General features: G+C 74.1%; 9 protein-coding genes. All 9 read left to right on the plus strand.

Annotation, left to right across the window (positions count from 1 at the left end; all coding sequences use genetic code 11):
* The 9 genes from AB0J74_RS21695 to AB0J74_RS21735 all read left to right on the plus strand — a co-directional run bounded on the left by AB0J74_RS21695 (position 1) and on the right by AB0J74_RS21735 (position 14,973).
* Entirely contained in the window at positions 1-3,105 is a 3,105-nt protein-coding gene (locus AB0J74_RS21695) for an FtsX-like permease family protein (RefSeq protein ID WP_363450564.1), read from the plus strand.
* Positions 3,102-4,001 carry an ATP-binding cassette domain-containing protein gene (locus AB0J74_RS21700; protein WP_363450566.1) on the plus strand — a complete coding sequence of 300 codons (900 nt, stop codon included), beginning with the start codon at positions 3,102-3,104 and terminating at the stop codon, positions 3,999-4,001. The genes AB0J74_RS21695 and AB0J74_RS21700 overlap by 4 nt, the downstream gene beginning before the upstream one ends.
* A complete protein-coding gene (locus tag AB0J74_RS21705) occupies positions 3,976-4,650 on the plus strand; it encodes an ATP-binding cassette domain-containing protein (protein WP_363450568.1) in 675 nt (224 codons plus the stop codon). Before AB0J74_RS21700 ends, AB0J74_RS21705 begins: the two co-directional genes overlap by 26 nt.
* 33 nt (positions 4,651-4,683) lie before the next feature.
* Positions 4,684-5,244 (plus strand): Asp23/Gls24 family envelope stress response protein, encoded by a 561-nt coding sequence (locus AB0J74_RS21710; RefSeq protein ID WP_363450570.1) that lies wholly within the window; start codon positions 4,684-4,686, stop codon positions 5,242-5,244.
* 56 nt (positions 5,245-5,300) lie between these two features.
* Positions 5,301-6,974, plus strand: a complete 1,674-nt coding sequence (locus AB0J74_RS21715) for a methylmalonyl-CoA mutase family protein (RefSeq protein ID WP_363450572.1) — start codon at positions 5,301-5,303, stop codon at positions 6,972-6,974.
* Between the two features lie 50 nt (positions 6,975-7,024).
* Positions 7,025-7,891, plus strand: a complete 867-nt coding sequence (locus tag AB0J74_RS21720; RefSeq protein WP_363450574.1) for an ATP-binding cassette domain-containing protein — start codon at positions 7,025-7,027, stop codon at positions 7,889-7,891.
* Positions 7,892-7,957: 66 nt separating this feature from the next.
* Positions 7,958-11,026 carry an FtsX-like permease family protein gene (locus AB0J74_RS21725; protein WP_363450576.1) on the plus strand — a complete coding sequence of 1,023 codons (3,069 nt, stop codon included), beginning with the start codon at positions 7,958-7,960 and terminating at the stop codon, positions 11,024-11,026.
* Positions 11,023-14,034, plus strand: a complete 3,012-nt coding sequence (locus AB0J74_RS21730; RefSeq protein ID WP_363450578.1) for an FtsX-like permease family protein — start codon at positions 11,023-11,025, stop codon at positions 14,032-14,034. Before AB0J74_RS21725 ends, AB0J74_RS21730 begins: the two co-directional genes overlap by 4 nt.
* Positions 14,035-14,040: 6 nt before the next feature.
* Complete coding sequence (locus AB0J74_RS21735) at positions 14,041-14,973, plus strand: tetratricopeptide repeat protein (RefSeq protein WP_363450580.1); 933 nt, start codon at positions 14,041-14,043, stop codon at positions 14,971-14,973.
* Positions 14,974-14,983 lie beyond the last annotated feature (10 nt).

Here is a 14,983-nt window from a genome sequence, read left to right on the forward strand (position 1 = left end):
GTGTCCGGTCTGGTCGTGACGCTGCGCGGCATCCGATCGCGGTTCGGCCGGTCGATCCTGGTCGTCCTGCTGTCGACCGTCGCGATCGGGGCAGCCGTGCTCGTGCCGCTGTATTCGAACGCCGCGGCACAGTCGGTGTTGACCGACACGGTCGCCGCCCCGCCGCCCATCGTGGCCGGGCTCAACGCCCGAGGCGCCGCGCCGCCGATCGTGGCCGGGCTCCAGGTCCCCAACGGCGCGCCGACCAGGGTGCTCGCGCAGGACGTGCGGGCCGCGATCGACAAGGCCCTCGACGACGCGCCCGCGGTCGCCGCCGTGCTCGGGCCGCCGCAGGCCACCACCGGCGACCTGGTCAACCTCACCGTCAAGACCAAGAACCAGGGCCGGCTGGTGTTCCGACCCGGCGCCTGCGACCACCTCACGATCACCGAAGGGCACTGCCCCGCACCCGGCGAGCTGATGCTCAGCGACCGGACGGCCGAGGCACTCGGTGTGCGCGTCGGCCAAGCGGTCCAGGTGGCCGCCGACGGCGGTGCGACGCGGTCCTACCTCGGGGAGCCGCCGACCGTCGACCCGAGGTTCACCGTGGTCGGCATATACCGGATCGGCGACCCGACCGACCCCTATTGGGAGACCACCGGCTTCTTCCGCGGCGCGCCGACGAACATTCTCGAAGACGGCACCCACATCGTCGACGAGGTGTTCACCGGCGACGAGGCCGCGGTGCTGAAGATCCCGCACGGCCGCCCGTACGCCACCGTCGACTACCCGCTGATGGCGGAGAAGGTGCGCCTCGCGGACGTACCCGAACTCACCCGCGAGCTGGAGCAGCTCGGTGAGCGCGACGAGGTCGACCGGGTCGCGCTGATGATCGGCCTGCTGCCCAGCCTGCGCGACGCGGAGAAGCAGCGGGCGGCGATCACCGCCGGTGTGCCGACCGTCGCGCTGCCGCTGATCATCCTGTGCTGGTTCGTGCTGTTCCTGGTCATCGCCGCGGTGACCGACGACCGGCGGGCGGAGATCGCGGTCGGCAAGCTGCGCGGGTTCAGCGTCGGCGGCATCACCCGGTTCGCGATCGGTGAGCCACTGTTGCTGATCGCGGTGGCCGCGCCGCTCGGCGCGCTGCTCGGCATCGGGCTGACGAAGCTGGCCGCCGCCGCCTTCCTCGCGCCCGGTGTCGACGTCCAGGTCGGCTGGCCGGCCTTCGCGGTCGGCCTCGGCGCCCTGCTCGGCGCGGTCGTGGCCGCCGTGCTCGGTGCCCGGCAGACCGTTCGCGCCACCATCGCGGCGTTGTTGCGCCGGGTGCCGCACCGGTCGGGCCGGCGCACGGCCGTGGCGGAGGCGATCGTCGCCGCCCTCGCCGTCGCCGCCCTCTACCAACTGCTCTTTGGCGGCGACGGGCAGCGGGCCACGCTCGGCTACGCCGCCCCCGCGCTCGTCGCCCTCCTCGCCGGCCTGCTCACCGGGCGCCTGCTCGGCCTGGTGGCCCGGCGGCGGCTGGTCAGCGCCACCCGGCGCGGCCGGTTGCCCGCGCTGCTCGCCGCGGCCCAGGTCGGCCGCCGGCCGGAGAGCGCCCGGCTGGTCGCGGTGCTGACGGTCGCGCTGGCCCTGCTCACCTTCGCGGCGACGATCTGGGACGTTTCGTCGGCGAACCGGTCCCGCACCGCCGACGCCGATCTTGGTGCCGACCGGGTCTACGTGGTCAGCGCGTCGGAGCCCGGTGCGGTGCGGGCCGCCGTCGAACGGATCGACCCGAGCGGCAAGCAGTTGATGGCCGTGGTGCGGAGCCGGCAGAGCTACAACGGCGCCTACGTCGATCTGGTCGGCGTGCAGTCAGACAGGATGGCCGCGGTCGCGCGCTTCCCGGACAAGAACGCGGCCCAGGTGGCCGCCCTGGCCGCCGAGCTGGGTGAGCAGGGCGCGCCCCCGGTGCCGCTACACCAGGGCCACGTCGTGCTGCGGGCGACGGTCACCAAGCTGAACCACACGCCGGGCCGCCCGATGGGGCTCGGCATCGTGGTCGGCGAACCGGGTGCCGCGCCCCGGGCGGTCCCGCTGGGCCACCTCCAGAGCGGCTCGGCGTCGTACGCCGGTGATCTGACCTGTGCCGCCGACTGCCGGCTGCTCGGCCTGCAGGTGCGCCGGTTCGGCGGCGACAACACGCCCGGCGCGGCGACGGTGACGATCGACGGCATCGAGCTGGACGGCAAGCCGGTCGACGCCTCGCTCAGCAAGGCCGACGCGTGGCGCCCGGTCGCCTCGCCGCCGGTCGGGCAGACGCTCACGGTCTCGGCCGACGACGCCGGGCTCACCCTCGACGTGACCAGCGAGAGCAGCTCCGATGTGGTGGCGCAGTACGCCGACGTGGTCAAGGACGCTCCCGTGGCGCTGGCCGGCCCGGCACCGACCGACGACAAGAACGCCACCGAGTTCTCGTTCCCGGTGCTGGGCAAGGCACCCGACGACGTACGCGTGGTCGACCGGGTGCCGCTGTTGCCCCGGGTCGGCGACCACGCGCTGCTCTTCGACGGCGCCGCCCTGGTCTCCCGCGCCGAGCGGTCGGCCGGGCTCCTCCTCGACGAGCTGTCCTACGAGGTCTGGGCGACCGACGCCGCGCCGCCCGACCTCGCCGCGCGGCTGGCCGCCGAGGGCACGCCGGCGACGCTGACCGAGAGCCGGTCGACCCGGGTGTCCCAGCTCGGTCGGGCCGCGCCTGCGTTGGCGCTGCGGCTCTACCTCTTCGCCGGGCTGGTCGGGCTGCTGCTGGCCCTCGGCGCGCTGGTCCTCGACGCCGGCGTCACGGCGCCGTGGCGCCGCCAGCAGGCCAGCGCGTTGCGGATCACCGGCGTGCCGGCCAAGGTGCTGCGGGGGATGGCCAACCGGGAGAACCTGATGGTGCTCGGCTTCCCGGTGGTGGCCGGCATCGTCGCCGGCGTGGGCGGCGCGGCGCTGGTGTTGCCGGCGATCGCGCTGGTCTCGATCGACGGCGGCGATCAGGCCTACCGGCTCGGCGGCTGGTGGCTGCCCGGATCGCTGCTGTTCCTGGTGGCCGCGCTCGTGGTCGCCGGTCTGGTGCTCCGCCGCATTCGGGGAGGTGCGCGGTGAGCGAGCGGGTCGACACACTCGACGCCGAAACCGGCTTCGTGCCGTTCGGTGTCACCTGCCGCGGTGTGGTGCTCATCTACCGGCTCGAGGGCTACGACGTGGTGGCGCTGGCCGGCGTCGACCTCGACATCGCCCCCGGCGAGGCGGTCGCGCTGGTCGGCCCGTCGGGTGCCGGCAAGTCGACGCTGTTGTCGCTGATGTCCGGGGTGCTGCGCCCGTCGGCGGGCCGGCTGCACGTCGGCGAACTCGACCTGGTGCGGGCCGGCGCCGCCGACGTGCAGCGGTTGCGTGCCGTCGACGTGGGCGTCGCGCTCCAGGGCAGCGGCCGCAACCTGTTGCCCTACCTGACCTGCGAGCAGAACGTGCGGTTCGCACAGCGCGCGGCCCGGGCCCTGGGCAAGCGGCCGCCGGACCCGGCGGTCATCCTCGACGACGTCGGGCTGCTCGGCCGGCGCCGGGCGGTGCCGGCCGAGCTGTCGCCGGGCGAGCGGCAGCGGTTGGCCTTCGCCGTGGCGGGCGCCTGCCGGCCGCGACTGCTGCTGCTCGACGAGCCGACCAACCAGCTCGACGAGCACTCCCGCGACGAGGTGCTGGCGGTGCTGCACCGGCTGCACGAGGCCGGCACCACGATCGTCGTGGTCACCCACGACATGGCGGTCGGCAAGGCCCTCGGCCGCACGGTGACCATCCGCGACGGCCGGGTCGGCGCCGAGGGCCGGCGCGGTGAGGACTACTCCGTGGTGGGTCGCGACGGTAGCGTGCACCTTCCGGCGGAGCTGCTCGACCGGCTTCCGCCGGGCACGCTTGTCAAGATCGCGTCCGATGCCGACGGCACCATCCGGCTGGTGCCGGCGCTTGAAGGGGGAACCGATGAGCAGGACCATCGTCGTCGATGAGGTGACCGTCGCCTACGGCGCCGGCGAACCGGTGCTGTCCGGCGTGTCGGCGGTCGTGACGCCGGGGCAGGTGCTGGCGGTGACCGGGCCGTCCGGGGCCGGCAAGACCACGCTGTTGTGGACGATGGCCGGGCTGCTCCGCCCGTCGGAGGGCAGCGTGACGGTCGACGGCGAGCCGATCCGCGACCGCGACTTCGCCGTGGCCCAGAAGGTCGTGCTCGTGCCGCAGGACAACGGCCTGGCCGCGATCCTGACCGCCGCCGAAAACGTGCAGGTGGCGCTCATCGCCGGTGGGGTCGCCCCGCCCGAGGCCCGCCGGCGCACTGCCGAGGCGCTGGAGCGGCTGGGCCTGGCCGGCCAGTCCGACCAGCTCGTCGAGGAGCTCTCCGGTGGCCAGCAGCAGCGCACCGCGATCGCCCGCGGGCTGGCGCTGCACGGCGATGTGGTGCTGGCCGACGAGGTGACCAGCGAGCTCGACGCGACCAACCGGCAGAAGGTCATCGACCTGCTCCGCGAGGAGGCGTTCCGCGGCGCGGCGGTCGTGTTCGCGACACACGACCCGGAGGCCGCGGCGGCCTGCGACGCGGAACTGCACCTCGTCGACGGCCGGGCCGAACTGGTCCGGGGACCGTCACCTGTTGGTCACTGACAACGCTGGCGGGGCGGGGTTACTGTGCCCGGCATGAGCGATGTCGCACCCACCGCCGACCCGGCGGTCCAGGTCCACGTGCCCGCGCAGCGTCCGGAGAGCAACGGCGCCGCCGACAAGATCAGTGACGCGGTCGAGCGCGCCACCGCTGTCTCCGGCCGGGTCGCCTCGGCGGTGGTCGAGCGGCTCCGCAACGAGGGCTCGCTCACCGCCGACCGCGGCGCGACGACGATCGCCGACGAGGTGGTCGAGAAGATCGCCGGGATCGCGGCGCGGAGCGTGCCGGGCGTGCACGACCTCGGTGGCGACGTGGCCCGGGTCTTCGCGGGGCTCAAGGAGCGGGTCGGCCTCGACGACGCCTCCGACCGGGGCGTGTCGGTCCGGCTCGACGGCGAGCAGGCCACGGTCGAGATCACCCTCGTCATCGAGTACGGGCAGGTCGTACGTACGGTGACCGAAGCGGTGCGGGCCGAGGTGATCGCGGCGGTGGAGAAGATGCTCAGCCTCCAGGTCACCGAGGTGAACATCAAGGTCGACGACGTGCACGTAGCAGGACCGGAAGACGGGTTGACGCGGCAGCGTCAAGCCGTCTGAGGACTTTAAGTAGCACAGCCTTAGCGATCGTTCAGGCCAGCCTCTAGACTGGCCGAATGGACGCCGAGGAGATCGCTGCCGGACGGGCCCGCTGGCAGGCACGCTATGACGCCGCACGCAAGCGGGACGCCGACTTCACGACGCTGTCCGGGATGCCGGTCGAGCCGGTCTACGGCCCGCCGCCCGGCGTCGAGGTGCCCGGCTTCGAGAAGATCGGCTGGCCCGGCGAGTTCCCCTACACCCGGGGCCTCTACCCGACCGGCTACCGCGGTCGCACCTGGACCATCCGGCAGTTCGCCGGCTTCGGCAACGCCAGGCAGACCAACGAGCGCTACAAGTTGATCCTGGGGGCGGGCGGCGGCGGGCTGTCGGTCGCGTTCGACATGCCCACCCTGATGGGCCGCGACTCCGACGACCCGCACTCGCTGGGCGAGGTCGGGCACTGCGGCGTGGCCATCGACTCGGCCGCCGACATGGACGTGCTCTTCGACGGCATCGACCTCGGCGCGGTCACCACGTCGATGACCATCTCCGGCCCGGCCGTGCCGGTCTTCTGCATGTATCTGGTCGCCGCGGAGCGCCAGGGCGCCGACCTGTCCAAGCTCGACGGCACGCTGCAGACCGACATCTTCAAGGAATACATCGCCCAGAAGGAGTGGCTCTTCGAGCCCGAGCCGCACCTGCGGCTGATCGGCGACCTGATGGAATACTGCGCCCGCGAGATCCCGCGCTACAAGCCGCTGTCGGTCTCCGGCTACCACATCCGCGAGGCCGGTTCGACCGCCGCGCAGGAGCTGGCCTACACGCTCGCCGACGGCTTCGGCTACGTCGAGCTGGGCCTGTCCCGCGGCCTCGACGTCAACACGTTCGCGCCGGGGCTCTCGTTCTTCTTCGACTCGCACGTCGACTTCTTCGAAGAGATCGCCAAATTCCGCGCCGCCCGGCGGATCTGGGCCCGCTGGCTCCGTGACGTCTACGGCGCCACCGACGAGCGGGCCCTGTGGCTGCGCTTCCACACCCAGACCGCGGGTGTCTCGCTGACCGCGCAGCAACCGGTCAACAACGTCGTACGCACGGCTGTCGAGGCTCTTGCCGCCGTGCTCGGCGGCACCAACTCGTTGCACACCAACGCGCTCGACGAAACCCTGGCGCTGCCGACCGACGAGTCCGCCGAGATCGCCCTGCGCACCCAGATGGTGCTGATGGAGGAGACCGGCGTGACCAACGTGGCCGACCCGCTGGGCGGCTCGTGGTACGTGGAGGCGCTCACCGACGCGATCGAGGCCGAGGCCGAGAAGATCTTCGAGCGGATCCGCGAGCTCGGCTCCGACGGCACCATCACCTCGGGCATCCTGCGCGGCATCGAAGACGGCTGGTTCACCGCGGCGATCGCCGACTCCGCCTTCACCTACCAGCGGGCACTGGAGAAGGGCGAGAAGAAGATCGTCGGGGTCAACACCGCGACCAGCACGGTCGCCAAGGAGCTCGACATCCTGCGTGTCTCGCACGAGGTCGAGGTCGAGCAGCGCAAGACGCTGGCTGGCCGCAAGTCCGGCCGCGACCAGGCGGTGGTCGACGCGGCCCTCAAGCGGATGGTCGACGTGGCCCGCACCAGCGACAACATGATCCCGTCCATGCTCGACGCGGTGCGGGCCGAGGCGACGCTGGGCGAGATCTGCGACGTGCTGCGGGCCGAGTGGGGCGTCTACCGGGAGCCCGCCCGGTTCTAACCAGTGATCACGGGGCTGCGCGATCATCGACGAGGTGGTAGGCAGTACCCGTGTCAGGTCTCGCAGTCGCATGCCGCCGCGTGGTGCACATCTACCGTGCCGAGGCGGGCGACGTCGTCGCGCTCTCCGGCGTCGACCTGTCGATCGGCCCGGGCGAGATGCTCGCGCTCGTCGGCCCGTCGGGGTCCGGCAAGTCCACGCTGGTCGCGCTGCTCGCCGGCCTGATGCGACCGTCCGCCGGCCGGGTCAACGTCGGCACCTTCGATCTCGGCAAGCTCAGCGACGCCGAGATCTCCCGGCTGCGCGGCACGCAGATCGGCGTCGTGCTCCAGGGGGCGGCCCGCAACCTGCTGCCCTACGCCTCGCTGGAACGCAACGTCTGGCTCGCCCAGCGCCGGGCCGCCCGCACCGAGGGCATCGAGCTCGAAGACCCGGAGCGGATCCTCGACCTGGTCGGCCTGACCGGAAAGGGCGCGGCGAAGCTGACCGACCTGCCGCCGGGCGCGCGGCAGCGGGCCGCCCTCGCCGTCGGCATCGCGGCCTCGCCCGGCCTGCTGCTGGTCGACGAGCCGACCAGCCAGCTCGACTCGCACGGCCGCGACGAGGTGCTCGACGCGCTCGAGACGGTCAACGCCGAGCGCGGCACCACCGTCGTCGTGGTCACCCACGACGCCGAGGTCGGCGCCCGCCTGGGCCGCGCGGTCACCATCCGCGACGGCCGGGTCGGCGCCGAGGGGCGCGGTGGTCAGGACTTCGCGGTGGTCGCCGGCGACGGCACCGTGCAGCTCCCGCCCGACATCCTCGGCCACTTCCCGCCGGGCACCCTGTTCACCGTCGACCAGGCTGACGGCTCCGTCACCCTCGTTCCCGGTGGCGCCGCCCAGATCCCGGATTCACACACCGGCGACGCGGCCTAGCCCCGCATGTCGGGAGTCATTCGAGGGGCCCTGCGATCCCGGCGCGCGCAGGCCGCCACCGTTCTGGTGCTCACCGGGTTGGCCGTCGCGGTCGCCGCCGCGGCGCCCTGGTACGTCCGCGCCGCCGAACGCTCGGTCGCCGTGGCCGACGTCGAGGGCGCGCAGTCCAGTGAGCTCGTCGTGCGGGTCTCCGGCCGGGTCGAGGGTTCGACCGCGCCGGGCGGCACCGTCCACACCGGAACCCAGGTGGTCGACGGAATCCGGCAGCAGGCCGGCGCGGTCGTCGACGTGCCCGGCGCCGAGACGACGGTGTCCATGCGCGAGTCCGGCGTCATCACCTCCGACCTGGCCCGGGTCAGCCTGCGGCTGGCCTACCGCGACGAGATGTGCGAACACCTCGACATCGAGGGCGCCTGCCCGCGGGCACCCCGCGAGTTGCTGCTGAGCCGCCGCACCGCGCAGGCGCTGCAGGTCGGTCCGGGCGACGAGGTCGACTTCACGCTCTCCTCGCTGGAGCCGGTGCCCTACCGCGTCGTCGGCACCTACCAGTTGGTCGACCCGCTCGGCCAATACTGGGCGCTGACCGACTTCGGCGGTTCGCCGGCGCTCGACCCGGGTGCCGACGGGCCCGGCGACCCGGCCTTCGTCTCCTCCGACACGATGGCCCAGCTGCCGATCAAGGAGATCCTCTCCGACTACCACCTGCGCATCCCGAAGGGACTGTTCCTCGACGACATCGAGGGCCTGCGCGGCTACCTGGCGCCGGTCGCCCGCGACAACGGCGTCTGGCGGGCCAGCACCGACGCGGTCAGCCTGGCGAACCGGATCGACCGCGAGCGTGACCTGGTCGCCCTCGGTGTCGGCGTCGCCGCCGTACAACTGCTGGTGCTCTGCTGGTTCGGGCTGTTCTTCGCGGTCCGGCACACGGCCGAGCAGCGGCGGCCCGACATCGGCCTGCTCAAGCTGCGCGGCGCGGCCCGCTGGCGGCTCTGGTACCTGGCCATCGCGCAGAGCGCCGTGCCGATGGTGCTGGGCGCGGTCGGCGGCACCGCGCTGGGCCTCGGTGTCGCACGGTTGGTCGCCGGCAACGTCACCGACAGCGGCACGGCCGCCGTCATGTCCGGCATCGCCGCGCTGGCCGCCCTGGTCGGCGCGGTGCTGGCCGCGGTCGCCGCCGATGCCGGCGGGATGCGTACGCCGGTCACCGATCTGCTCCGTCACGTGCCGTCCCGGCGGCGCGGCTGGCGGGCCGAGGTGGTCGACCTGGTCATCGTGCTGATCGCCGCGGCCGGTCTCTACCAGAGCTACGCGACCACGGCCGACGACGACGACACCACCGGCCTGTCCCTGCTCGCACCGGCCCTGGTCGCCGTGCTCGTCGCCCTGGCCGCCGCCCGGCTGCTCACCCCGCTCGCCGGCCGCGTCGGCCGCCGGTCGCTGCGGTCCGGGCACGTGCCGGCCGCCCTCGGCGCCATCCAACTGGCCCGCCGGCCCGGCACTCACCGGGTGTTCGCGCTGCTGGTCATCGCCGTCGCCCTGCTCGGCACCGCGGTCGGCGGCTTCACCGCCGCGTCCGGCAGCCGGGTCGAACGCGCCCGGCACGAACTCGGCGCCGACCGGGTGCTCACCGTGCAGGCCCGCAGCCGGGCGCAACTCGTCGCCGCGGTCCGCGCCGCCGACCCGGGCGGCCAGACGGCCATGGCGGTCGTCCGCGGCAACAACGGGCCGGCGACGGTGATGCTCGCCGTCGACAGCGCGCGCTTCGCGGCGGTCGCCGATTGGCAGCCGGCGTACGGCGGCCCCGCGCCCGCCACGATCGCCACCCTGCTCCGCCCGGCGGCACCGGCACCGCTGCCGGTCAAGGACGGCCAGCTGACTCTGGAAGCCGCGGCCAAGATGCTGCCGGCCCCGCTCGCGCCGCTGCGGGCGGGCGACGACACCGGCGGGGTCGCGGCCGGCGCCGCCGCGCCGCCGACCGAACCGCTCTTCGTGCTGCTCCACCTCGCCACCGCCAGCGGCGACCAGCTGACCGTCCAGTTCGGCCCGGTGACCGGCGCACGCGCCAACTACACCGCCTCGGTGACGGGTTGCGGCACCGGTTGCCGCCTGGTCGGCTTCGAGCCGGCGGCCCGCAACTTCGCCGGCCGCTCGCAGGTGCCCGACCCCGGCGCGACGATCACGATCTCCGGCCTCACCGGTGCCGAGGGCCCGGTCGTGCCGGCCGCGGTGCTGGGCGACGTCGGCCGCTGGCGCGCCGGTGTCGGCGAGACCACCACCGGTCCCAACGTGACCGCCTCCGGCAGCACGCTCACGATCACCGCGGTCCGTGCCGCGCGCGAGGCCGACCGGGCGACCCGGGTCTTCGCGGTCGACGCACCCGCACCGTTGCCGATGGTGACCACCGCCAACACCGTGACGCCGCCCGCCGGTGACCCGCGGCTCGCCGTCTTCGGCGGCGAGCCGGTGCCGTTCCAGGTGGTCGCGACCGTGCCGACGCTGCCGGTCGCGACCCGGTTCGGCTATCTGATGGACCTCGAATACGCCGACCGGATCGCCGAGAACCCCGGCGTCGGCGACATACCGCAGGTCTGGCTCACCGACGCCGCCGCACCCGACATCGTCGACCGGTTGCGGGCCGGCGGGCTCACGGTCATCTCCGACGAGACGGCGGCCGGGCTGACCGCGCGCTTCGACCGCGAGGCGCCACCGGCCGCGCTGCGCTTCCAACTCGTCGCCGCGGTCGCCGGGCTGCTGCTCACCGCCGGCGCGTTCATCGTGGTGGCCGCGGTCGAGCGGCCGGAGCGGGCCGGTGAGCTGGCCGCGTTGCGCGCGCAGGGCCTGCCACCCGGCGTCGTACGCAAGGTCTCCTGGGGCGGGTACGGCGGGCTGGCCGCGGCGGCGATCCTGCTCGGCGCCGGCGCCAGCGCGCTGGCGCAGGCGGTGACCCGGCGACCCATTCCGCTCTTCGTCGACGGCTGGGACGTGCTGCCGGTCCCCGTCGGCCCGCAATACGGGCCACTCGGCCTGGCCGCGCTAGCTGCCCTCGTGGTCGTCGGCGCCGCCGGCGCGGCCGCGGCGGTGCTGCTGGTGCGAGCGGTCGTCAACGCCGGGTCGTCGTCCAAGGAGTCCGCGTGATCGCGCTGGTGACGTTGATGCTCACCGCCCGCCGGTTCCAGGCGGCGCTGGTCGTGCTGCTCAGCGCGCTGGCGACGGCGGCCGCGGTGGCCAGCCCGGTCTACACGGCCGCGGTCGACCGGGCCGCGACCGCGGCCGAGGTGGCCAATACCCCGCCCGCGGAACGCACCGTCGCCGTCCGCGGCGGGATCGACAGCACCCAGCGCGACCGGTTCGATTCGCTGGCCAACGACCTGGCCGACCTGCCCGGCTTCCACACCGTGATGTCGGCGGTGCTGCCGGTGCTGGGCCTCGAGCCCGAGCGCGGCGAGATCTCCTGGCTCACCTTCCGCGACGGCGCCTGCGAGCACCTCGAGATCGTCGTGGGGCGCTGCCTGATGGCCGGCGGCGAAGTGATCGTCGGCGAGTCGACAGCGCACCGCCTCGGCGTGACGCCCGGCCAGTCGGTGACCCTGAGCTGGGCGACCTACGACGACGTCAGCCGCTCCTGGGTGGTCGCCGGGCGACCGGCGCCGATCACGATCGTCGGCGTCTACCGGCCGCGCGATCCGGCCGAGCCCTACTGGGGCCGCAGCGGCTATTTCGCGCCGACCGCGCCCGACTCGACCCGCGAGCCGGTCTTCACCGGCCGGACGACCGCCGACGCCCAGGAACACGACGCCGACAACCGGTCGGTCGAGGCGATACCCGGCCCCGGCGCGCTCGACGCCGACCGGCTGCCGGCGCTCAGCGTCGCGCTCGACGACCTGAGCGAGAAGCTGGGTGAAGACGAGGAGTCGTCCGGTTTCGCGACGCTCACCGACGAACTTCCCAAACTCTTCGAACGGGTACGCCGTTCCGACGCGCTGACCCGTGAACTCGTGCCGCTCGCCGGCCTGCCGCTGATCGGCCTGTGCTGGCTGGTCATCTTCGTCGCGGTGGCCGGCGCGACCGCCGCCCGCCGCCACGAGCAGGCGTTGATCGCGCTGCGCGGCGCGCCCCGGGTCGGCCGGTTCTGGCTGGCGGCCGGCGAGAGTGTGATCGCGATCGCGGTCGGTGCGCCGATCGGCTACGTCGCCGGCACGCTGGCCACCCGGGCGGTCGCCGACGCCCGCTTCGGCCCGGTCCCGGTCTTCGACCTCGCCCCGGCGCCGGGCGCGCTGCCCGCGGCCCTCGTCGCCGTCGCCGGCGCGGTCGCGGTGGGCCTGCTCGCGCTGCGCAACGACCTGGCCAGCCCGGTTGTCGACCTGCTGCGCCGGGTGCCGCCGCGGGGCGCCGCCTGGCGCACCGTCGCGATCGACGCGGGCGCGGTGGTGCTCGCCGTCGTGGCCGCGGTGCAGTTGCGCGCGTTCGACGGCCAGCTACTCGGGCTCGGCCTGCTGGTGCCGGCGCTGATCGGCCTCGCGATCGCGGTGCTGGCCGGCCGCCTGCTGGTGCCGCTGGCGGGCCGCCTCGGCCGCCGGGCGATCCGCCGCGGCCGGCTCGGGCTGGCGCTCGGGGCGCTCCAGGTCGCCCGCCGACCCGGCAGCCAGCGGCTGTTCGTGCTGCTCGCCGTCGCGGTCGCGGTGCTCGGCTTCGCGACCACCGCGGTCGACGTGGCCGCGCAGGCCCGGGCCGACCGGGCCGCCGTGGAGACCGGCGCCACCCGCACGCTGACGGTCGGCACGCTCGACTCCGGCGCGCTGCGGTCCGCGGTCCGGGCCGTCGACCCCGAGGGTCGCTTCGCCATGGCCGCCGGCGTGCGGCGCGCCGTCGAGGGCCCGTCGGTGCTGTTCGTCGACACGGCCGCACTTCCCGCCGTCGCGCTCTGGCGCTCCGACTACGGCGACCGCTCGGCGGCCGAGGTCGCGGCCGCGTTGGCCCCGCCGCCGGACGAGCCGGTCGTGGTCAAGGGCAACGAACTCGCGCTGACCGTCGACTACGCGCAGCCCACCTCCACCGGCACCGAGTTGCGGCTGACCGCGCTGCTGCGGCCGCTGACCGGCGGTCCGCCGGTGCGGGCCGGCTCCGCCGAGATCACCCCGGGTCGGCACGTCTGGACGATGGTGAGCCAGCGCTGCCAGGACGGCTGCCGGCTGGCCGGGATCGAGGCCGTCTACGCCGCGTCCGGCGGCTCGGCCGCCGAGATCTCGATCATTTCGCTGGCCGCTCGGCCCGACCAGACGGCGCCGTTCACCGACGTGGTGCCGGCCTTCACGCCCGACCAGTGGCGCGCCAACGACGACGCGACGCTGACCGCGCAGGACGGCGGCGTGCACGTCGTCGTGCCGGGCACGGTCGTCCAGCCGCGGCCGACCGTGGTCGTGCCGGCCGGCACACCCACCGACGCGCCGGTGCTCAGCGGCGGGCCGCCGCCCAAGTCCGGCGAGGCCGAGGGCGTCGACGGCAACGTGGTGGCGGTCCGGCCGATCGGCGAGGCCCGCGCGTTGCCCCGGATCGGCACCGGACTGCTGATGGACATCGGGTACGCCGAACGGCTGGCCACCAGCGCCACCGACCTCGCGACGGCCGAGGTCTGGCTGGGGCCGGCGGCGCCGCCCGACGTCGAGCGGCGGCTGACCGAGCAGGGCCTGATCGTGACGGGCCACGACTCGATCGAGGCCGCGGCCGACCGGCTCGACCAGCGTGGGCCGGCCCTGGCGGTCTGGTTCCACCTGCTGGCCGGCGGGGTCGCCGTGGTGCTCGCGGCGTGCGGCATGTGGCTGATGGCCGCCGTCGACCGCCGGCGCAACCTCGACGACCTGGTCGCCCTGCGGCGGCAGGGGCTCGCGGCGCGTACCGGCGGAAGCTGGGTTCTCTGGGCCTATCTGCCGATCGCCATCGCGGCCGTGCTCACCGGTTTGGTGGCCGCCGTCATCGCGTGGGCGGTGGTCGGCAAGTATGTCCCATATTTCGTTGATGACGCCTTCGCCCTGGCCCCGCCGTCGTGGCCGCGGCCCCTCGCGATCGTCCTTCCGGCGGTCGCCGTCGCCCTCCTGTTCACCACCGTGGCGGCCGGTCTGCGTCGAGCGCTTCGCGTGCGAGACTAGGGAACCATGAGCGAACCACGGACGTCTCCGTCGATCTTCACTCGCGGCGCGGTCGATCTCGGCGCGCTGCGCCCTTCTGCATCTCCGTCCCCAGCCGCCGGTGGCGGCCCGGGCGGTCAATCAGCGCCCACCGAGCAACCGGCACCGGGCGGCTTCTCGCCCGGCGGCAGCGTCGCGGTCATCGACGTGACCGAGGCGACGTTCCAGGCCGAGGTCCTCGAACGCTCGCTGAGCACGCCCGTGATCATTGACTTCTGGGCCGAGTGGTGCGAGCCCTGCAAGCAACTCTCGCCGGTGCTGGAGAAGCTGGCGGTCGAAGGCGGCGGCGCATGGGTGCTTGCCAAGATCGACGTCGACGCCAACCAGCGGCTCGCCCAGATGTTCCGGGTCCAGGGCATCCCGATGGTCTTCGCGGTGGTCGGCGGCCAGCCGGTCGACGCCTTCTCCGGCGTCGTGCCCGAGTCGCAGCTCCGCCAGTGGATCGGCGCGGTCCTCAAGGCCGGCGGCGTCGAGGTCGAGACGCCGGCCGACCCCCGCCTCGAGTCCGCCGACGACGCCCTCATGGTCGGCGACCTCGACGCGGCCGAGGCCGCCTACAAGAAGATCCTCTTCGAGGCACCGGCCGACGCGGCCGCCGAGGCCGGGCTGGCCCAGGTCGGCCTCTACCGCCGGGTCCAGGGCATCGACGCGGCCAAGGTCATGTCAGACGCGGCGGCTTCACCCGACGACCTCGACCTCCAGGAGCTGGCGGCCGACATCGAGGTCCTCGGCGGCGAGGCCGAGCGCGCCTACAAGCGGTTGATCGACCTGATCCGGCGCAGCGCCGGCGACGACAAGGAGCGGGTCCGCAAGCACCTGGTGTCGTTGTTCACGATCGCCGGTCCCGACGACCCGGCGGTGTCCGCGGCCCGCCGGGCCCTGGCCAGCGCGCTGTTCTGAGACGGTGAGC

The organism is Asanoa sp. NPDC049573 (genome assembly GCF_040676615.1).
Classification (GTDB): domain Bacteria; phylum Actinomycetota; class Actinomycetes; order Mycobacteriales; family Micromonosporaceae; genus Asanoa.